The sequence below is a fragment of the Loktanella agnita genome, assembly GCF_046640325.1.
In the GTDB taxonomy this organism is placed as follows: domain Bacteria; phylum Pseudomonadota; class Alphaproteobacteria; order Rhodobacterales; family Rhodobacteraceae; genus Yoonia; species Yoonia agnita.
Genome location: NZ_JBJMBF010000023.1, coordinates 37,001 through 56,871 on the forward strand (window position 1 = coordinate 37,001; position 19,871 = coordinate 56,871).

15 protein-coding genes and 1 pseudogene are annotated in these 19,871 nt (G+C 55.2%); 5 read left to right on the top strand and 11 right to left on the bottom strand.

Annotated elements, in window-relative coordinates; all coding sequences use genetic code 11:
• Positions 1-68: 68 nt before the first annotated feature.
• The 7 genes from ACJ5NV_RS18835 to ACJ5NV_RS18865 form a co-directional block, all read right to left on the bottom strand.
• The gene (locus tag ACJ5NV_RS18835; RefSeq protein ID WP_411646236.1) at positions 69-2,171 is read right to left on the bottom strand and encodes an acetate--CoA ligase family protein; all 2,103 of its coding nucleotides are present in this window, start codon (positions 2,169-2,171) and stop codon (positions 69-71) included.
• Complete coding sequence (locus tag ACJ5NV_RS18840; protein WP_411646238.1) at positions 2,168-3,328, bottom strand: acyl-CoA dehydrogenase family protein; 1,161 nt, start codon at positions 3,326-3,328, stop codon at positions 2,168-2,170. The genes ACJ5NV_RS18835 and ACJ5NV_RS18840 overlap by 4 nt, the downstream gene beginning before the upstream one ends.
• A gap of 17 nt (positions 3,329-3,345) precedes the next feature.
• On the bottom strand, positions 3,346-4,122 hold the full coding sequence (locus ACJ5NV_RS18845) for an ABC transporter permease (RefSeq protein WP_411646240.1): 777 nt from the start codon (positions 4,120-4,122) through the stop codon (positions 3,346-3,348).
• A gap of 11 nt (positions 4,123-4,133) precedes the next feature.
• On the bottom strand, positions 4,134-4,922 hold the full coding sequence (locus ACJ5NV_RS18850; RefSeq protein ID WP_411646260.1) for an ABC transporter permease: 789 nt from the start codon (positions 4,920-4,922) through the stop codon (positions 4,134-4,136).
• Between the two features lie 158 nt (positions 4,923-5,080).
• The gene (locus tag ACJ5NV_RS18855) at positions 5,081-6,187 is read right to left on the bottom strand and encodes an extracellular solute-binding protein (RefSeq protein WP_411646242.1); all 1,107 of its coding nucleotides are present in this window, start codon (positions 6,185-6,187) and stop codon (positions 5,081-5,083) included.
• Between the two features lie 68 nt (positions 6,188-6,255).
• Positions 6,256-7,254 (bottom strand): ABC transporter ATP-binding protein, encoded by a 999-nt coding sequence (locus ACJ5NV_RS18860; protein WP_411646244.1) that lies wholly within the window; start codon positions 7,252-7,254, stop codon positions 6,256-6,258.
• The gene (locus ACJ5NV_RS18865) at positions 7,251-8,147 is read right to left on the bottom strand and encodes a beta-keto acid cleavage family enzyme (protein ID WP_411646246.1); all 897 of its coding nucleotides are present in this window, start codon (positions 8,145-8,147) and stop codon (positions 7,251-7,253) included. Before ACJ5NV_RS18865 ends, ACJ5NV_RS18860 begins: the two co-directional genes overlap by 4 nt.
• A gap of 131 nt (positions 8,148-8,278) precedes the next feature.
• Between ACJ5NV_RS18865 and ACJ5NV_RS18870 the strand changes: the two genes are divergently transcribed.
• Positions 8,279-9,337, top strand: a complete 1,059-nt coding sequence (locus ACJ5NV_RS18870) for a GlxA family transcriptional regulator (protein ID WP_411646247.1) — start codon at positions 8,279-8,281, stop codon at positions 9,335-9,337.
• An 11-nt stretch (positions 9,338-9,348) separates the two neighbouring features.
• Here ACJ5NV_RS18870 and ACJ5NV_RS18875 read toward each other — a convergent pair whose 3' ends face one another.
• Both ACJ5NV_RS18875 and ACJ5NV_RS18880 read right to left on the bottom strand, forming a co-directional pair.
• Positions 9,349-10,290 carry a 3-hydroxyacyl-CoA dehydrogenase NAD-binding domain-containing protein gene (locus ACJ5NV_RS18875; RefSeq protein WP_411646249.1) on the bottom strand — a complete coding sequence of 314 codons (942 nt, stop codon included), beginning with the start codon at positions 10,288-10,290 and terminating at the stop codon, positions 9,349-9,351.
• A 1-nt stretch (position 10,291) separates the two neighbouring features.
• The gene (locus tag ACJ5NV_RS18880) at positions 10,292-11,095 is read right to left on the bottom strand and encodes an enoyl-CoA hydratase-related protein (RefSeq protein WP_411646251.1); all 804 of its coding nucleotides are present in this window, start codon (positions 11,093-11,095) and stop codon (positions 10,292-10,294) included.
• Between the two features lie 555 nt (positions 11,096-11,650).
• On the opposite strand from ACJ5NV_RS18880, the gene ACJ5NV_RS18885 reads away from it, so the two are divergent.
• The 3 genes from ACJ5NV_RS18885 to ACJ5NV_RS18895 all read left to right on the top strand — a co-directional run bounded on the left by ACJ5NV_RS18885 (position 11,651) and on the right by ACJ5NV_RS18895 (position 15,298).
• Entirely contained in the window at positions 11,651-11,857 is a 207-nt protein-coding gene (locus ACJ5NV_RS18885; protein ID WP_411646252.1) for a YgaP family membrane protein, read from the top strand.
• A gap of 25 nt (positions 11,858-11,882) precedes the next feature.
• Positions 11,883-12,764, top strand: coding sequence for an MBL fold metallo-hydrolase (locus ACJ5NV_RS18890; RefSeq protein ID WP_411646254.1), 882 nt, complete (start codon positions 11,883-11,885; stop codon positions 12,762-12,764).
• Positions 12,765-12,913: 149 nt separating this feature from the next.
• Entirely contained in the window at positions 12,914-15,298 is a 2,385-nt protein-coding gene (locus ACJ5NV_RS18895; RefSeq protein ID WP_411646255.1) for a methyl-accepting chemotaxis protein, read from the top strand.
• Between the two features lie 433 nt (positions 15,299-15,731).
• Here the strand turns inward: ACJ5NV_RS18895 and ACJ5NV_RS18900 are convergent, their stop codons facing one another.
• Positions 15,732-16,853: a plasmid recombination protein gene (locus ACJ5NV_RS18900; protein WP_411646256.1), complete on the bottom strand. Its 1,122-nt coding sequence runs from the start codon at positions 16,851-16,853 to the stop codon at positions 15,732-15,734.
• A 370-nt stretch (positions 16,854-17,223) separates the two neighbouring features.
• Complete coding sequence (locus tag ACJ5NV_RS18905; protein WP_411646257.1) at positions 17,224-18,606, bottom strand: hypothetical protein; 1,383 nt, start codon at positions 18,604-18,606, stop codon at positions 17,224-17,226.
• A gap of 426 nt (positions 18,607-19,032) precedes the next feature.
• On the opposite strand from ACJ5NV_RS18905, the pseudogene ACJ5NV_RS18910 reads away from it, so the two are divergent.
• Positions 19,033-19,871: pseudogene (locus tag ACJ5NV_RS18910) on the top strand (hypothetical protein); the annotation flags it as partial.

A 19,871-nucleotide genomic window follows, 5' to 3' on the forward strand; every position in this document is an offset into this window, starting at 1 on the left:
TCGCTGGGAAGGCTGCGCAACTGGTTGTGGCTCTCACGGCAGTACGGATTGACAGTAGCCATCCTGCATTAGCATTTCGGCTCCACCAAATGAATCAACGCATCTACGGCGCACAGCCTGTCAGTATAAAGAAACAGTGGGTTGATTTCGATTTCGGCGATTGTAGCTGCGTTTTTGACCGCGAAAGCAGCCAAACGGGCTAAACGCTGGGCCAGTTGATCAAGATCGACCACTGGCTTGCCGCGATAACCATTCAGGAGCTTCGCGAGCTTGAGTTGCCCCAAAGCCAGCCTGATCTCGTCCGGTGTGGCAGGCAGGAGGAGCGTTTTGGTATCGTTTAATATTTCGACCAGTACGCCTCCGGATCCGATCATCATGGCAAGGCCAAATTGCGGATCGCGTCGAATGCCAACGATCATTTCAGCGACTGGGAGTGGGGCCATGCGTTCGACAAGATAGCTGTCTGTCGCTGCCTTTGGGGCGTGCTTCGCAACTGATTCCGCCATTTGTCTAACAGCTTGCTGTACGGCTTTACGACCTTTCAAGCCTAATATTACCGCGCCCGCCTCTGTCTTATGGGCCAGCGCCGCGCTCATCATTTTGAGCACCACAGGGAAGCCGAGCCGTTCTGCGGCCTCTGGGGCCTCTGTGCCAGAGACCAAGGCGCCCTTTGGCAGGTCAATCCCGGCATCGACAAGCAATGCTTTGCTGGCCGCTTCGTGGATCATCGTGACGCCGGGTGACGATGCAAGCGACAGTAGCGGGGCAGGGGGTGCGGCCAGAATGCGGTTGCGCGCTTCGGCCCATTTTGCGGCGTGCAGCATCGCGTTCAACGCTTCTTGCAGGCCCTGCATTGGCGCAACTCCCGCCTCAATCAAGGTGGCGCGGGTATCCGCATCCATGTTTTCGGAAATGGTCGAACAGATCGCTGCGGGGATATCGTGCGCCTTTGCGACCTGAGCAAAGGCCAAACCATCGGCAAGGTAGTAAGGTTTTGTGTCATCCAACCCTGCTGCGGGGTAATCCTGCACCAATATCGCGGCATCCGCGCCCGCAGAGGCGATAGCTTGTGAGAATACCGGCAGCGTCTTTTCTGGCTGTCCCCAGATCGGTGTCGTGTAATCCAGCGGGTTTGATACGCTGGCGATATCCGGCAGGAGGTCCCGCAGTAATGCGGCATCGCTGGTGTCGAACTGCGGGAATTTAAGCCCGATGGTTTCGCTATGATCGGCGAGCATTGTCGCCCCGCCGCCAGAGCAGGTGAATCCGGCCACGTTGCGCCCGTTGGGTGCGCCCGCGACGCAAAGGTATTTCAAGGTTTCGATAAACTGAGCCGGGCTGTCTACCGCGATGACGCCGGTGCGTTCAAATAATGCGTCATAAAGCTCATTTGCGCCCGATAAAGACCCTGTATGGCTTTGTGTCAAAGACGAACCGATTGCAGAGCGCCCGGTTTTCAGTGCAACAACGGGTGTACCCGCCTGAATTGCAGAAAGCATGGCGCGTTCGAATTTCGCCACATCTTGCAGCCCTTCGATATGCAGGCCAATGGCACGCACCGCTGGGTTGCCGGTCAAGGCTTCGACAAAGTCTTCCAGCGCCAGAACGCTTTGGTTACCCGCAGAAATCATGTGGGTCAGTGGCAATGAGCGGCGGCTCATTGTGATGTCGGACGACAGCATGCCTGACTGGGTGATTATCGCGGCGCCATAGCCCGGACAATCGCCGCCGTGGGCAAAAGGCCATAGCGCAGCCCCATCAAGATAGTTGATCATACCATAGCAATTGGGTCCGATGAGCGCCAGATCACCGACTGCAGCAAGCAACGCCTGTTCAAGCGCTTGGCCGTCAGCGCCCGCCTCGCGGAAGCCAGCTGTGTAGCAGACCACGCCGCCAGCCCCCATCGCGGCCAGCGATTGCACGACCTTGATGGCCGGGCGCGCGGGGATGGCAAGAAAGACCGCATCTGGTGCTGTGGGCAATTCTTCCACCGAGGCGACACAGGGCACCCCGCCCATTTCGCGGCGTTTTGGGTTCACGGCCCAAATCTCGCCGGTAAAGCCGCGTCGGCGGGCTTCTTCGATCGCGATCTCTGCATCCGTACCGCCGACAAAAGCGATCTGCGCCGGCTGCATCAGCCGGTCGAAATTTTTGCGCTGTACCGGGGTCATGCGCCGAGCGGTCTTAGGATAGAGCGTGTAATGATGTGGCGCTGGATTTCGCTGGTGCCATCCCAAATGCGTTCAATCCGGGCATCGCGCCAAAGCCGTTGGATCGGCAGTTCTTCCATCAATCCCATACCGCCGAAGATCTGCACCGCATCATCGGCGGTACGCCCCAGCATTTCAGAGCAGAAGACTTTGACCATTGCTGCATCCTGATCCTTTAGGTTTCCGGCGTCGGCGCGTTGCACCGCATCACGCACCATCAAGTCGGCCGCGCGCAGTCCAATTGACATGTCCGCCAGACGAAAGCCTGTGGCCTGAAAATTGCCGATAGGTTTGCCAAATTGTTTGCGATTGGCCGCCCAATCTGTCGCCAACTCCAGCAGCCGTTCGGCGCGCCCGCAGCAGGTCGCACCGACCCAGATCCGCCCCATGCCAAGCCACTGGCCCGCCAGTTCAAATCCTTTGCCTTCTTCGCCCAGAACATGCCCGGCCCCAAGCCGCACATCGTCAAACTGAAGCTCATACGTCTTGTAGCCCCGGTTGCTGACGCATTTATTGCCTTCCCGGAACACAACGCCGGGCATGTCGCGATCCACAAGAAAGGCCGTGATCCGTTTGCGCGGCCCGCGCGGGGTGTCATCCATGCCCGTGACCGCGAAAACGATGGCGAAATCAGCCATGGTCGGGGCCGAGATGAAATGTTTCATCCCGTTCAGGATCCAATCCGCACCATCGCGTTTGGCCGTGGTACGCATCCCCATTGCATCCGACCCGGCCTCGGGTTCGGTCAGGGCGAATAGTTCACGCTTTTCGCCGGTTACGCAGGGAGTAAGATAGGTCGCGATCTGGTCGTCTTGGCAGGCCAATAGCAGTTCGGTTGGCCGCGCGATCCAAGAATGCAGCGCATGGCTGGTGCGCCCGAATTCACGTTCGACAATTGACATTTGGGTGTGGTTCAACCCGCCGCCGCCCGCGCTTTCTGGCATGTTGGCCGCATAGAGCCCCAGTGCGCGGGCTTTGTCTGTAATCTCGCGGCCAAGCGCTTCGGGCACTTCGCCCAGGGTATCGACATGTTCCTCATGAGGGATAATTTCATCAGCGAAAAACTGGCGCACTGTGTCGCGCAGCATCTCTTCTTCGTGGCTCAGGGCGATGCTCACGGTCGTCTCCTTTGGGTTCAGGTTTTACGGGCTTTGCGACGCGCTGACAGGGCGAAACCGGCAATGGCAATAAGGGTAATAGCGATCAGCACCACGGCGGCGGCAGCCACGGTCGGATCGGTGTTTTCGCGTATGCCGTTCCACATGCGGCGCGGCAGCGTGTAAGTGTTGAATTTCGAGATAAAGAGCGTCACCACGATTTCATCCCAGCTAAGGATGAAGGCGAAAAGTGCGCCCGCCATGACACCCGGCTTGATTGACGGCAGGATCACACAACGCATAGTGGTTGCCGCAGAGGCGCCAAGATTGCGCGAGGCCTGTTCAAGCTTGGGGTCGAAATTGGCCAGTGACGCGCTGACCGTGATCAAAACCATCGGCGTGGCAAGGATCGTGTGGGCCAGGATCAGCCCGGCGTAGCTATCCAGCAACCCCAAGGGGATCCACATCCGATAGAATGCCATGGCGGAAATGATCTGCGGGATGATCAGGGGCAATAGCAGAAACGCGCGCACCAATTCCGAATATTTCGACGTAACGCGCCATAGCCCGACGGCTGCGAGCGTGCCTAACATCGTGGCAAAAGCAGCAGTGCTGGTAGCAATGATCGCACTTTGATAAAAGCTCGAAAGCCATTCGGGGCTGGTAAACAGGTTTTCAAAGTGGCGCAGCGACAGGCCGTCTTTGGGGAATGACAAAAAACGCTTTGGCGTCAGTGAAACCGGAATTGCCACCAGCGCAGGCAGGACCAGAAACGCCAGCAGAACCCAAGCGCCCCCTTTGGTTATACGTTGCATTACAGTCGGCTTCATGACTGTGCACCCCCGAATACGGTCGACAGTTTCATGAAGCGCGACATGATGTAGATCAGGGCCATGACCCCGAACAGCATCAATGTGGCCAGCATTGCGGCAGTGCCCCAATTCAGCGTTACTAACAGCTGCACCGATATATATTCGGCAACCATCAACACCTTGCCACCGCCCAGCATCGCGGGTGTGACGTAGAAGCCAAGGCTCAGGATAAACACCAGCAGCGATGCGGCCACGATGCCGGGGCGTGTCAGTGGCAAATAGATCCGGCGAAAGGTCTGGGCCCCGCTTGCGCCAAGGTTTCGTGAGGCTTGCAATACCCGCGTATCGAGGCTTTGCATATTCGCGAGCAGCGGCAGGACCGCATAGGGTACCATGTAGTGCACCATGCCGATCAGCACGCCTAATTCATTGCGCATAAAGGGGATTGGTGCGCTGATGATATTCATCGCTTCAAGCGAATTGTTCAAAAGCCCGTTGTTTCCCAATAGCATCAGCCATGAAAACGTACGTACCAGCACTGAAATCCAGAATGAAATCAGCAGCAACGCCAGCATAGCATTCTGTTGGCGCTGATGGGCATGCATCATCGCATAGGCGATGACATATCCAATGGTCACGCTGAACAGCGTTGTCACAAGACAAATCCGCGCCGTGGTCCAGATGATCCGCAGCATGGAGTCGCTGCCCAGCAGCTTTTCATAATTACCCAAGCCGGGTGTTGGCTCGGTGATACTCAGCCAGAGGATATTCACGATCGGGCCAAGATATAGTATCAAAAGCACCCCTAAAAAAGGGGCCACGAGTAACCAACCGGGTGCAATGAGCTTGCGCAACGCATGAGGCACGGGCGGCATCTTTCTTGTTTTCGGGGGATATCTTTCCGGGCGATGACCCACCCGGAAAGCGCGGGCGCAGGGTACGCCCGCGCCAAATTTTCAGGTCAGCTAATGGCTTCGAGGAATGCGTTCACCGCATCACCGCCGTTTTCGGCCCACCATTCGGGATCGGTAAAGATCACCTTTTCCAAATTCTCTGCCGAGGTAATCGCATAAGCGCTGCTTTCGGCAGGGATCTGGGCGAAGGCCGCAGGGTTCGCGGGCGTCATCCCAAGGCAGTCCAGCAGCGCAAGCTGGCTTTCAACCTCTTGTGCCTGTGCGATAAAGCGCATTGCGTCGGGGCCTGCTGGATTGCCCTTGGGCACGATATAGGCCCCCGGCATCGCCAACGCTTCGTTCATGACAAGTTTGAAGCGACCCTCTGTGTCGGCTTCGATCCCGCGGCCGCGGTTCTGCCAGACCATACCCATAGATACATCTTCATTGACGATCATCGCATGCGCCTCGGACCCCGAACCCCAATATAGACTGTCGTCTTTGATTGCGGTCAATTTGGCGAGTGCCCGTTCCATATCCAGTGGATAAAGCGCATTCTTGTTAACCCCATCCGCGATCAATGCTGCTTCCAATGCGCCATTGGCCCATTTGTAAAGCGAGCGTTTACCAGGGAATTTGGCGGTGTCAAAGAAGTCCGCCCAGCCTGTTGGCGGGTTATCCCCGTAGACCTCTGTGTTGTACATGAAGGCATAGCCGTAAAATAAAACCGATACGCCGTAATCCCAAGCATAGCCATCCAGCGTTTTGGACTTGTCCACGACGGCATAGTCAATCGGCTCCAGATGGCCAGAGTTGCCAAGAGCCAGCGCATCAAACGCATCCGCATCGGCCACATCGGCGGTTACATTGCCGCTGTCGACCATCGCACGCAGCTTACCCTGAAGCGGGCCGGATGTGTCAATGCGCAACGGAATGCCTGTCAGCTCTGTAAACGGCTTCCCGATTGCATTGCCGTGGCAACGCTCTGCATCGCCGCCCCAGTTCCACAGGATAACCTGATCGGCAGCGGCTTTTGCATCACCCACCCCAACGGCCACTGTCGCGATACCTGCTATGGCGCACATGGTCAGAAATGAGCGCCGGTCCAAACGCCCTTCACGAAAGGCATGCGCGCCTTCGATCAAAGCCTCTTTTTGAAATTGCTTATCGTTCACTTTCAACTCCCTTTTGGTTGGGTGAATTACGCTCGTTGGCTGGCGCCAATCTTCGCTGTGTTTGCGATTCATATGCTGTCTTCAAGCGCAACCATCGCCGCGTCTGGCCAACTCAGATCGACGGATTGGCCTGCCTCCAACGCATGTTTGTTGCGCCAGGTATCAACGTCGATTTCAAAGTCATCTTCGCCATCGATCGCGACCATGTATTTCAGGGTAGAGCCGAAATAGGTGATGGTCCGGATGACCCCGGTGATGCGTGCGGCAGCGGCACCTTGCCCTGTTGGCGCCATGTCGATTTTTTCAGGGCGCAGCGCGAAGAGTTTGCCGTCCTGATGCAGGAAATTACTCTTGCCCAAGAATCCCGCCGCAAAGCGGGTGCGGGGGTGATCATAAAGATCATGTGGCGTGCCAACCTGTTCGATCTGACCGTGTTGCATGATTACGATCCGATCGGACATCGACAGGGCTTCTTCCTGATCATGGGTTACGAAAATGAAGGTGGTGCCGATCCGGGTGTGGATGTCCTTGAGTTGCTGTTGCACCTCAATGCGGAGCTTTTTGTCGAGTGCGCCAAGTGGCTCGTCGAGCAATAATACCGGCGGCGCAAAGGCAAGCGCACGGGCAAGCGCCACGCGCTGACATTGGCCACCCGACAATTCAGCCGGCTTACGTTTGCCGAAGTCCTCAAGCTGAACCAAAGCGAGCATTTCATCGACCCGCGCTTCGATTTCAAGGCGAGGCCGCTTTCGGATTTCCAGCGGATACGCGATATTCTGGCGCACCGTCATATGCGGGAACAGGGCATAGCCTTGAAAGACCATACCGAAATTGCGTTTCTCGGCAGGGGTATGGGTAATCGATGTGCCTGCCAAGGCGATATCGCCTGCAGAGGCATCAAGAAAGCCCGCGATCATCATCAACAGCGTTGTCTTGCCAGAGCCAGACGGGCCAAGCAGGGTCAGGAATTCACCCTGCTTGATTTCGAGGTCGACGGATTTTACAGCCTCAAAATCGTTGAAGCTTTTGGACAGGCCTGAAAGTGTAAGGTTTCCGCCAGCGTTCATGCCGCCACCTTCGCACCGCGCAGGCCTAATTTGTCGCGCGCTTCCTGGGGCGTGACAGCGCGCCCACCCATACGTTCGATAATTTCGACAACACGTTGCACCAATTGCGCATTCGTGGCGGGCACACCCCGGTCCAGCATCAGGTTGTCTTCTAATCCGACCCGCACATTGCCACCCATCGCGACAGCTGCGGCGGCAATTGGCATCTGCATGCGCGACACACCAAACCCAGCCCAGATCGCATCATGGGGCAGGTGGTCTTTCATCACCTTAAGTGTGTCGACGGTATGATCGGCACCCCATGGGATTCCCAGACATACTTGAAACATAGCCGGAAGCGCGATCAGCCCTTCATCAACCATCTGGCGCGCAAAACGGATATGGCCCAGTTCAAACACTTCCATTTCGGGCTTTACGCCCCATTCGCGCACTTTTTCGGCCATGCGGCGCAGGGTTGGCGGGGTCGAGATATAGATATTGTCACCATCGCCGAAATTCAGCGTACCACAATCAAGTGAACAGATTTCAGGGCGGCACTGCTCAATATGGATCAGCCGATCATCAGCGCTTAGCATATCAGTACCGGGGCCGGGCATCGCTGGATTTTCCGCGTCCGGCACCCAATCACCGCCAAGGCCAGCGGTCAGATTGATTACCACATCTGTGTTTGCGTCACGGACCCGGTCAACCACTTCTTTGAACAGCTTTGGATCACGTGACGCAGCACCCGTTTCGGGGTCGCGGACATGAAGATGGGCCACCGCCGCGCCTGCTTTTGCGGCTGCAATTGCGGCATCTGCGATCTCTTTCGGGTTCACGGGAACATGCGGATTGCGCTTTGTTGTATCGCTTGCGCCGGTTACAGCACAGGTGACAATGACGTCGAAATTCATTTGGTTCTCCCGGTTTACCGATTGATAAATAAGAAAAAAAGTACCACTTAATTACCATTTTTTCGTCGCGTTCCGCCGTGTGTCGTCGTAAAATCAAAAACCACTGAAAGTTTTTGTCGGATTTGAATTGCATGCAAAGCACGCCCAATAACGCGCTAAATACGTGGCACCATGTATTTGTGCTGACCGAACGGTTTAATATGATGGCGTTGAATGCGTTATTGGAACCAATGCGCGTTGCAAATTACCTGTCGCACGGGACGATCTGTTCGCACGAATTCTGCTCTTTTGATGGCGATACGATTACATCCAGCAATGGCATGACGCTCAATTGTACAAGCCCGCAAGAGCAGCTGGAACGTAATACGACGATCTTTATCGTTGCGAGCTGGGGGGGCGAATCCTATGACAACAAGAAGCTCACCGCATGGCTGCGCCGCCAGAACCGCAGTGGCATTCAAATCTGCGGGATTGAGCTGGGCAGTTTTATCTTGGCCCGTGCCGGGTTGTTGATCGGGCATAAGGCAACCACCCATTGGTCCTATCTGCCAGGCTTTAAAGAGTGCTATCCCGACATTAACGTGATCGAACAGCTTTTCACCGAATCTGATCGCCTTTTAACCTGCGCCGGGGGAACGGCGGGATTTGATTTAATGCTGCATTTGATCAAACAATACCGTGGGGCGAAATTGGCGGGGGAAGTTGCAGACCAGATCATGCACCATCCCATGCGTCCGTCCGAGACCACGCAGCGTATTACCTATGGGCGCGGTGTTGATGGCTTGCCCGACAGTATCAGCAAGGCCGTAAGGATTATTGAGGAAAACCTCGAAGATCCGCCCCGCGTCGGCGAAATCGCCGATGCCGTGGGGATCTCTCAGCGCCAGCTTGAACGGCGTTTCAAGGCGAATTTTAGCTGTAGCATCGCGCGGTTCAGCCAATTGCTACGGTTGCAACATGCACGGGTCCTGCTGGTGACGACCGATTTGGCAATTCGCGAAATCGCAACCGCATCTGGGTTTAATACGCAAACCCATTTCAATCAGGTTTTTAACCGCTGTTTTGGCCGTAAACCCAGTGCTTATCGCACCGGGTGGCCTCAGGGGGAACCTATGCCAAAATGGCCGGGGACCTTGTCGAACTTTGTCGCCTCGGTCAGACTGCCCCCTGAAGGGCGCCGCGAACGCTAGCTCAGTTCGTTTCATGCCGAAGCGCGCAGCGCGTTTAGCACCGCAACAATTTGACGGTCACGGCTTTCAGCCATTTCCGCAAACCCGCGTCCGGCAGCGATGTCATCGCAACCCGAAACCATGCGATCACGCAGCTCTTTGGTCAGTTCCGGCGCATCCAACCTGGTCCAGGGCAGTTTGAGCGCGGGCCCAAATTGATCCAGATTGGTGGCCATTCCGCCCGCACCGCATGCGACGTGAAATGCCATGCACTGACCCTGCACCGCCATCCGCGCGGCAGGGCCGTTCATCAGCGCGTTGTCAATATCGGCGGGCGATGCCTCACCATTTGCCACCATGTGCAACGCCTCACGCCAAAGCGCCTCTTGCAGACGGGTTGCCACAAAACCGGGGATTTCCTTTTTCATCATTAAAGGGGCTTTGCCTGCGCTCTGATAAAATGCGCCAGCCCATTTCACGGCCTCTGGATCACTTTTCTGACCACCGACAATTTCAACCAGTGGCAGCAGATACGGCGGATTAAACGGATGGCCGATCACCGTGCGCTCTGGCGTTGCGCAATCGGCCTGAATATCCGTCATCATCGAACCAGAAGTGGACGAGCCGATAACCACTTCGGGCGGCACGATCTCTCCCAATGTTTTGTAAAGCGCCTGCTTCATGGTCAGATTTTCGGGCGCGCTTTCCTGAATGAACTGTGCATTAGCGACAGCTTCACCGAGGTCATGTACGATTGTCAGTCGATCGCGCGAGGCACCGGGGGCGAGGCCTAGCGCTGTAAGGCTGACCCACGCTGTATCAAGGATCGCGTTGAACGCTGGAATTTCAGCCGGGTCATGCAAATATAGCGTCACGTCATAGCCGCGCGCCAGAAAATGCGCGGCCCAGCCCCCACCAATAGGCCCCCCGCCAATGCTGGTCACGCGGGTGACCTCTTTGTTTGGCAAATACATCTTAACGCCCCTTGAATTCTGGCGAGCGCTTTTCGACAAACGCTGCGACACCTTCGGCTGAATCTTCGGATTTCAGCATCTTGCGATACGTAGTCAGATCGTCGCCGCGCATTTTTTCAAAAGCCGTTTCAAGAGGTTGACATTCAATCGCGCGAAGCACTTCTTTTACGCTTTGCATGGCTAACGGTGCTGATACTGCGATTGCATCAGCCCATTCGCGTGCGGCATCCATCAGTTGATCTGCCGGAACAACCTTGTTCACCAATCCGTAACGCGCAGCCTCTTCAGCGCCCATGCGGCGACCCAAAAGGAACATCTCTGTTGCGATATTATGGGGAATCCGGCGCGGCAAACGTTGCAGCGCGCCTGCATCCGGCACGATACCCAACGGCATTTCGGGTAGGCCAAACTCAACGTGATCCGCAGCGATCAAAAGATCGCAACCCAGCGCAACTTCAAAACCGCCGCCAATCACCAACCCGTTGAGAGCACCTATCACTGGCTTGTTTAGCGTCCAGTTTTCGGTAAGCCCGGCAAAACCGCCATCGCCGTAGTCCGCGCTTTCCCACCAATTGTCCAATTCCATTTCTCCGGAGTTGAGCGCTTTGAGATCCCACCCGGCCGAGAAAATCCGATCGCCTTCTGCTGTTAGAATGCCAACCCATAAGTCCGGATCATCACGCAATTCGGCAAAGGCCGCACCCAGCCGCTGGCTCATCGCTATGTCGATGGCGTTCACTTTGGGCCGGTTCATCTTGATTTCCAGCACCCGCCCACGCCGGGTTGTCTTTACACCGTTGCTCATGTCAATGTCTTCCTAATTGTTTTCATATCTTGTTCGGCCAGTCGGCCCTAAGATCTACCTCGCTGACTTTGCAGCGCATTCGTGAAACCCAATTGAGATTTTTCGACATTTCAGGGTGATGATTTCATTCTATTCAAAATAGAGCCGGACACGTAGTTCTAAACTTTTCAGGGTTGGAATTACGTGACATCAAAGGTGACACGCCGCTGAGCCGGAGTAATACTAATGGTAAAGCAAATGCTCGCCTGAGGCCAAATGTTCTCGACGAAGTTGCAAGAATAGGCTGAGCAATCAAACACCGGCTGGCGAACGGGCATCGCTAGGGTCAGGACTCATAGCCAATAGATAACGAGTGCAATAAAACTCAGAACCGCTGCACCGAATAGCTTCTATATTCTGAACGGTAGCGTCTGACGGGCTGTCTCGCCACGGCTGATTGCACGTTGGCCTTTTGCGATACTCGCTCATTGCAGGGGCGGAATGGTGACCAAGTCACTGAGCCGCCACCGCACCTGTGGCATGGTTATCGCATCGGATGAACCGAAGGAGCGAATCATGACCACAAATATGGGAAAGACAGACCGGGGGCTGCGCGTGTTACTGGCAGCATTTTTGATGTTCTTGGCCTTTGGCACAGGCTTGGGTTCCGCAGGCATTCTTCACTGGCTCTTTATTACTGTTGCGGCAGTCTTCGTACTGACAGCCATCACCGGAAACTGCCCGCTCTACAGCGTGGCGGGCATCAAAACCTGCAAAAGCTGATATTTGGAGTAGAAGGATCAGAGCCATGAATGACCACGTAAATATGAATGTCGTGCCTGATGTCTCGGCACATTTCGACGACGCTACAAATACGATCAGCTATATCGTAAAGGATTCTGACAGTGATCATTGTGCGATCATAGATAGTGTTATGGATATCGACTACGCCGCCGGGCGGATCACTTACGATCACGCCGATGCGCTCATCGCTGAAGTGCAGCAAAGGGGTTTGACGCTCGACTGGATCATTGAGACGCATGTGCATGCAGATCACCTGTCGGCAGCGCCCTACATCCAGCAAAAGCTGGGGGGGAAGATCGGTGTCGGCGCCAAGATCCTCGTTGTGCAGGAAACGTTTGGCAAAGTCTTCAACGAAGGGACAGAGTTCCAGCGCGACGGATCGCAATTCGACCAGCTTTTCGAAGATGGTGACACGTATAAGATCGGCACTATGGATGCTTTCGCTATCTATACCCCTGGTCACACACCAGCCTGTATGGTGCATGTGATCGGAAATGCAGCTTTCGTTGGCGATACGCTCTTCATGCCTGACGGTGGCTCGGCCCGAGCCGATTTCCCGGGTGGCGATGCGGGGGTACTCTATGACAGCATCCAAAAGGTGCTGGCGCTGCCGGATGAAATGCGGCTGTTCATGTGCCACGACTATGGCCCGAATGGCCGTGACATCCAGTGGGAAACGACAGTGGGCGAAGAGAGGGCGCATAATATCCACGTGGGCGCAGGCAAAACCCGCGAGGATTTCATCAAGTTTCGTACCGAACGCGATGCCCAACTCGATATGCCAAGATTGATCATTCCCTCCCTGCAGGTAAACATGCGGGCTGGGGAGGTCCCGACCGACAAGGATGGCAATCCGGTACTGAAGGTGCCGGTGAACGGGCTTTGATTTAATATCGTCCACCGACTTCGCGCGCGACTCTGATTGAAGAGCCGCGCGACCTTTCTGCTGCGTATTTAGGCCAGTAGCGTTTAAGCGGATTTTAATCGCAATGGGTGAGAACCGAAGCAATAACTGCATTGTTTCCTGAGGTACGCATGCAATTTTTGAATTCGATCCGTATCGCGGTGAAGCTGCCTGTCATCATTGTTTCGCTGTGTGTGATATCGTCGGCAGCGGTGGCTGTCCTAGCATATATCGACTTTAGAAATGCGGTCTTTGCCGAAAAGCAAGCGCAATTGACTGTTCTAAACGCCGAACGTAAAGCGACTGTCGAAGACTGGCTGCTAGAGCTTCGTAATAAGGTTATCGGACTGGGCGATGATCCGACCGTCATCAGTGCGATCACGGCCTTCAGCGCCTCGTTTACAATCATGACTGGGCCAGAACAACTGCGACAGGCCTACATCGATGACAACCCGAATTCGCTTGGCGAAAAAGATCTATTGGATCAGGCGCCGCAATCAATTCCGTACAATTTTCAACACGGTCAGTTTCACCCATTCTTCCGCCAAATCAAAGATTTAGACGGCTATTACGATGTGTTTTTGTTTAATGTCGACGGGGACATGATTTATTCCGTTTTTAAAGAAAACGATTATGCCTCAAATTTTGTAGACGGCCCCTACAGCGACTCAGGGCTTGCTGAGGCTTATCGCGCCGCCCGTGACGGTGAGGTTGGAAAGGTCTATTTTGCTGACTTTTCACTATATTCGCCCAGCTATGGTGCCGCAGCATCATTTCTTGCAACACCGGTATTCAATACAAATGGACAACGCATCGGCGTGTTCGCCATTCAGCTTCCTGCTTCGATCATCTCGGAAATGATCACCAATCCGACCGGGCTAGGTCGAACCGGGGACATGTATATCGTCGGCGCTGAGGGTCAGACACGCAGTGCGCCCCGATCCCGCGAAGCTGATTTTGTACTTCAACAGGTCGATCTGCCACATATCTCCTTTGCAGCGACAGGAGAAAACGGGTTCTTTCGGAACTCTACCGGGCTTTCCGATACACCAGTGATTGCAATGATCACACAGCTGGATGCATTTGGTGAACCTTGGCGCCTTGTCACTGAGTTAAATATCAGTGAAGCCATACAACCGGTTTTAGAGGGCCGAAACAAGATGATAATCGCAGGCGTATTGATCATCGGTTTAACGGCACTGGCTGGCTGGCTCGCGGTCGCATCAGTGCTCCGGCCACTTCACCGGCTTCATGGATCAATGTCCGCCGTATCAGACGGCAACTACGAGGTCGCGATTTCAGATGTCGCGCGTACAGATGAACTGGGAGAGCTATCAAGAACACTCGTCGCATTTCGCGATCAGCTACACAGTTCAGCGCAGGCAGAGGAAGCACGCAAGGCAATTCAGGCAGAGCAGGTGCGCGTGGTCGAACAGCTCAGCATGGCACTGACCGCGCTCGCCGACGGGGACCTGACGCAAACAATACACACAGCTTTTGGCGCAGACTACGACAAGCTGCGACAGGACTATAACCGGACAATAGAAAAGCTGAACGAAACGCTCGGAACGGTGACGAAAAGCGCCGGGGATATTCGTAGCCGTGCCAAGGAAATGAGTGTGGGATCCGATGAATTGTCCCAGCGTACTGAGAATCAAGCGGCGACGCTCGAACAGACGGCAGCCGCGCTTCATCAACTCACTACAAGCGTACAAGCCGCGGCAAGCGGTGCCCAAGAGATGGAAACGATTGTCGCAGATGCGCAGGTTGACGCGGATAAAAGTGCACCTGTAGTGCGCAGTGCGGTCGATGCGATGACGGCAATTGAAAAATCCTCTGACGAAATTACGCAAATCATCGGAGTTATTGACGACATCGCATTTCAGACTAATCTACTCGCACTCAACGCGGGCGTTGAAGCCGCACGGGCAGGGGAGGCCGGCCGCGGTTTCGCTGTTGTTGCATCCGAAGTACGCGCACTGGCGCAGCGATCGTCAGACGCGGCAAAACAGATCAAGACGCTAATTGCTGGAAGCTCTGCTCAGGTGGAACGTGGGGTGACACTGGTAGGGCAGGCGGGGGATGCTCTGACTAAAATCGTGGACCATATTCGCCATATCGCGGGCTTGGTAACCGAAATTGCAGCAGGTGCTGCGGAACAGTCAGTTGGCTTGTCAGAAATCAACGTCGGTGTTGGCCAGCTTGATACCGTTACGCAAAAGAACGCGGCCATGGTGCAAACCGCCACACAAAACAGCCACGCTTTGCGCGACGATGCCGGACGATTGTTGAATTTGATGACTCAGTTTCATCTGAGCGAGGGGCAACACGGTTCAGCAGGGCGAAATAATAATCTGTCGTCTCGGGAAGAAACGGTAGGCGACAACATCATGATGTTCCACTCGCCTAGGGCAGCGCGAACAACCGCCACTTCGCGCCACAAGACAACGCCCAAGGCGCTAGCAGCAACCGGCACTGCTGATCCGAATAGCGACACGTTGTGGGAAGATTTCTGAACCAGCATACCCAGCGAATATTCCTAACGCGATAATATTTTAGAAAAGCATAAGTATGCGAATGGGCTCTGAGCCGTTGATCGCCTATGTCTACGATGCTGTTGAGAAAGTGCCTGCGACATCAGCCACAATAAAAATGCCAAAACCACGCCGAAGAACAAAGCGATAAGGTTTTGGCTCCGACGGTAGGGATCGAAGCCAACTATATTAAGTCCAAAAGCCTTATTTTACTGGCTCTGTCAAAGCATCCATCCGGCGGTGGTGCCGCACTCTGGTGCCGCACTTTTATACCGAGGCCGGTTCTTTCTCAAGTTTCATTTTTCGCTCTTTTCCATCCTTCTTTTCAAAGCTCCGTGGTGGAGCGGCGGAACGCTCCGAACAATAAAGGCACTCGTGTATCTGATCAGAGCATACTATGTGCCGATAGGTTCACTTAGCCCATCATTGGACCATCATCCCCGAGGTCATGTCGCGCGGCCTTCAACCGGTCTCGAATTGCGCGAAGGGATTTGCCCACACCAAGACGATCGGCGATGTCACCTACCATCCGATTGATCTCTTCCGTCAATCGATCCAGCAGGGTTTCACGGCGGCTGACTTCCTCCTCGCGCTGTGCCAAGCCTTCCGCGTGGCGGTCCATCGCGTCCTCGCGCGCGTCAAGCTCCTCCTCGGCAGACTTCAACGTCTTTTCTTTGATCGCGAGAGCCACCTCTTGCTGTGTTGCCTCGCGAGTTCTGGCGTCCAACGCCAACCGCGCGTCCTCGTATTCTTCGACCCGTGCCGCTAGCCGTTTACGGTAGGTCATCAGCCGTTTGGCTTCCTTCGCGTTCAGCGTTTCTTTCTCCTCCAGCTTTACCACGCGGGCTTGCATCTCATCGACACGGAGGCAGAGCTGTTGCAACGCCTCCTCCTTGGCCGCGATTTCAGCAGGCAAATCTTGATGCAGCTTTTGCACGGACCGATTGTAGATTTGGCTGGGCTTATCCTCCCGGGCAATCCGCTCAGACTTGCGCAGACCACGTTCAATTCCGGTGGCGTGTTTGGCGATCACTTCGGACGCGATGTCCTGTAGGCGAGACCCTTTCATAACACGCGACATTGGTATTCCGTCATGATTGCGGCAATCCCAAACCACATGGGCATGCGGGGCGGTTTCATCTGCATGCACAACCAAACCGCGCAAGGTGGTTCGATATTCATCAGCAATACGTTCGGCCACCTCAAGATAGGCAGCATCCTGTTCCTCGGCTGTCAGCGCCTCAAAGATAGGTTGCGCCCCATGTCCAAAAGTGATGATCCCAATCGTGGCAACGGCAGCGTCGTTGCGCATCGCCCGCGTTGGGTTGCTCCGCTCGCGCAGTGCTTTTGCTGTGGTCGTGATGCATGCGGGCGAGGGCAGGGGCACGTTCACCCGGTTCAGATCGGACCGTTCACCATCCACATATCCCGGCTGGTGCCCGATCCGCAGATCGTGCCGCCTCTGGTTCTTGTATCTGGATCGATGTGCATGTTTGACTCGCACAGAGATTGCGTTGGACTGTTCGTCTTGGGACATGATGGGCTTCCTTTTGCTGTTGCCCGCAGTGTCCGTGAGGTTCGTGAAAGTACAAAATCAGTTTCGCCGGATCATAAAACCTTCGGTTTATAACGTACTAGCCGTAACCACCCCAGGGGGTGCTTACGTCTCTCCGGCAAAGGGGCGCGCTGCCCCCTTTTGAAACCCCCAGCCAAGGGCGCGACGCCCCTTTGGAAACCCAGTTTGAGGATAGCGAAATTTGGGTGGTGAGGGAGGCTCGGCCCAAAGCTGCCATTGGCTTAACCTTAGGGTTGCTGGGCCTGCAACCCGCATGTCCGACGTTCACTGCAGGCGCGCAATCTGGAGATATTCAACCTCACGGCCCGCGGATAGTCGTAGCAGTGCAGAATTAGTCACGAGCTCCGGCATCACTCAGAAGCATCTTGAAGAGCGCCTGCAGAGTCAGATTGAGGCCGCTGACAAATGCGCTTTGGCGATCTTCCAAAATGCGTTTGCGCCTCGCGTCGGTTGCGCCATGCACGATCGCTGAGCGGACGTCATAGAACTGCTTGATTGCAGCTCGTATGTCGTCCTTATGTGCTTCATTAACACCAAGCAATTCAGCCATCCCATCTTGAAGTTTTTGGCTGATCCGACCGCCTTTAGGCCTAAACATCAATTCCAACGATTGCGAAATGTCCAGAATTCGATCGTTGGCACCAAAACGCCCCATGCGTGCCAAAGCTTCTGAAAGCCGATGAATCACTGGCGCAAGGCGTTTAAATTCCTCATCGCTTCGTTTGCTATAGGCTTGTTTGGCCACATCGATCGAGCTTTTCTGGAGCTGCGGAGGGGCACGAAAAGGATCGTGCCGACGTCCAACTTGACAGATCGGTTGGGAACCACCTTGACTGTGAGATAACCCCAACAAGCCTAGTGCGGATCGATGTACACATCCGTGCATCAACGTGAAAGGTAAGATCGGAGTTTGACTCGCGATGGAAAGGATTTCCAAAAACGTGAGAGCGTCTTCCTCAAATCTTGGTGGCCAGCTTGGCCGCTCCTGCCGATAGTCAGTCTTCCTCCGAAAAGCCGGTCGCCAATGGAACGGTCGCACCACAGCGCCAATCTGCCGCCAATCACGTCGATCCATCTCCTCTGGCACAAAATCCCGGATCCATTCGTGATCCAGATAGTCTGAGAGGACGGCAGCAGGTTTGACGATTAATCCTTCCTGAATCTCAAATTCGTTGCGAATTTCGGGACCATGGAAGAGCAGTAGATCGTAGCCCAAATCGAGCCCGTTTGGGACATCAATTTCTAAGGTCGACGAACTCAAATCTAGGATCGATCCTAGTTCGTTCGCAGCTTTTTCAAATCCACCGTCGCCATGGTCATGAGCGCGCTCTAGTATACCGGCTACGATCTGAGTTAGCCAAGTGAGCGATGTCCCGTTCAAAATTTTAACGTAAAACTCGTCATTTCCGATACGCGGCCCAAGCGCCCTGGCGAGAGATGGATGTGACCTCAGGATACCTCTTACCGGACCAAGCGCTTCGTGAAGCGGCTTGTAGTACTTCTTCTCAATAGATCGTGGAGCAGAGCGCGCGAGATCAAAGAGATGGGCCAAATCATCCTTTGGAAAGGGTGTTTCATCTTTGCCATTGAATGACACGCGGGGTGGGTAAGAGCTCGCCTGCCAATATGCTTCAAGAAATGGTTCTTGAACTTTAGCAAGATGGCCCAGTAGTGGCGCGAGGCGGGCGCACCATGAATTCAAAGAGTATGTCATCAGTCTCATCTAGCCGAAAATGGTGGAGATGACATCGGCCCAAACCCGCCATTCACTCATGAATTGCCATGCTGCAATGTTGTCCGTCATTTCGGACATTTGCGCATGGTGCAGCATCTATGTTTCAAACATTGGCGATGGGGTGGGCCTTTCAGGGGGGTGTCTGTCGCTCAGCTGCGCTTTGGTGGCCACAGGTGCTGTGAATAGATTGACTTAAGGGAAGGAAACTTGACAGGCTGCGGGCGGCCCCAATAACACAAAAGTGTATCTGCGCCTGATGATATTCAGGTCGGCCGCCGGGTGCGAGTTTGTGTAGTATTTTCAATTCATTGGCCATTAAATTTATTTATCCGACGTGTATTTCGTAGGGTTTCACGCTGAAATCCATAGGATCCTGCGCCTCGGCTGTCGCGAGAAAGTTCACTTATGAAGACTATCATCTGTCGCGGATCGAGTTCATCGGCCTACGGGCCGTCACTGCTGCGCATCGCCCCCCTCACACCACAGGCCTATCAGGGCACGGTATCCGTCAGACGCCCGCGGGCACAGGTGACCGGGTTTCATCGTGTTCTTGCCGCGCGTTGCGGCTTTCCATTCCGCGCGCGAATGGTCTTACGCAGTGCCTTGTTATCCGCGACGGCGTTTGTAGCGGTTGCGGCACCGGTGTGGGCGGATACCATTAATGGTGGTGCCGTTGAGATTGTGGACGGAAACGGGCTTGCAGGTGCAGGGGGGACAGGCACACAGCCGAGCCCTTGGGATGCTACAAGCAATTTGATTGTCGGCCGTATCTCGACCGGCGCGCTCCAAATCATTGCAGGTGGCGCGGTCAGCGGTAGCGCAGGCTATATCGGGGATACTTCAGGCTCGACCGGCACGGTGATGGTCACCGGAACCGATTCCAGCCTGACGATTGGGAGGAATCTCTATGTCGGCAAAAGCGGCACGGGGACGCTGACCATTGCGGAGGGCGGCGCGGTCAGCAGTTTACAAAGCGTTATCGGCTTCGTCGCAAATTCCACCGGCACGGTGTCGGTCACCGGAACCGATTCCAGCCTGACGATTGGGGGGAAGCTCTATGTCGGCCAAGGCGGCACGGGGACGCTGACGATTGCGGATGGGGGGGTGGTGGAGGCTGGGGCGGTGACCCTTGCACGCAATGCCACGTCCAGCGGCACGCTTAATATTGGTGCGGCGGCGGGTGACGCGGCTGTGGCCGCGGGGACGCTAGAGGCCTCGACTGTGGTGTTTGGCGCTGGCACCGG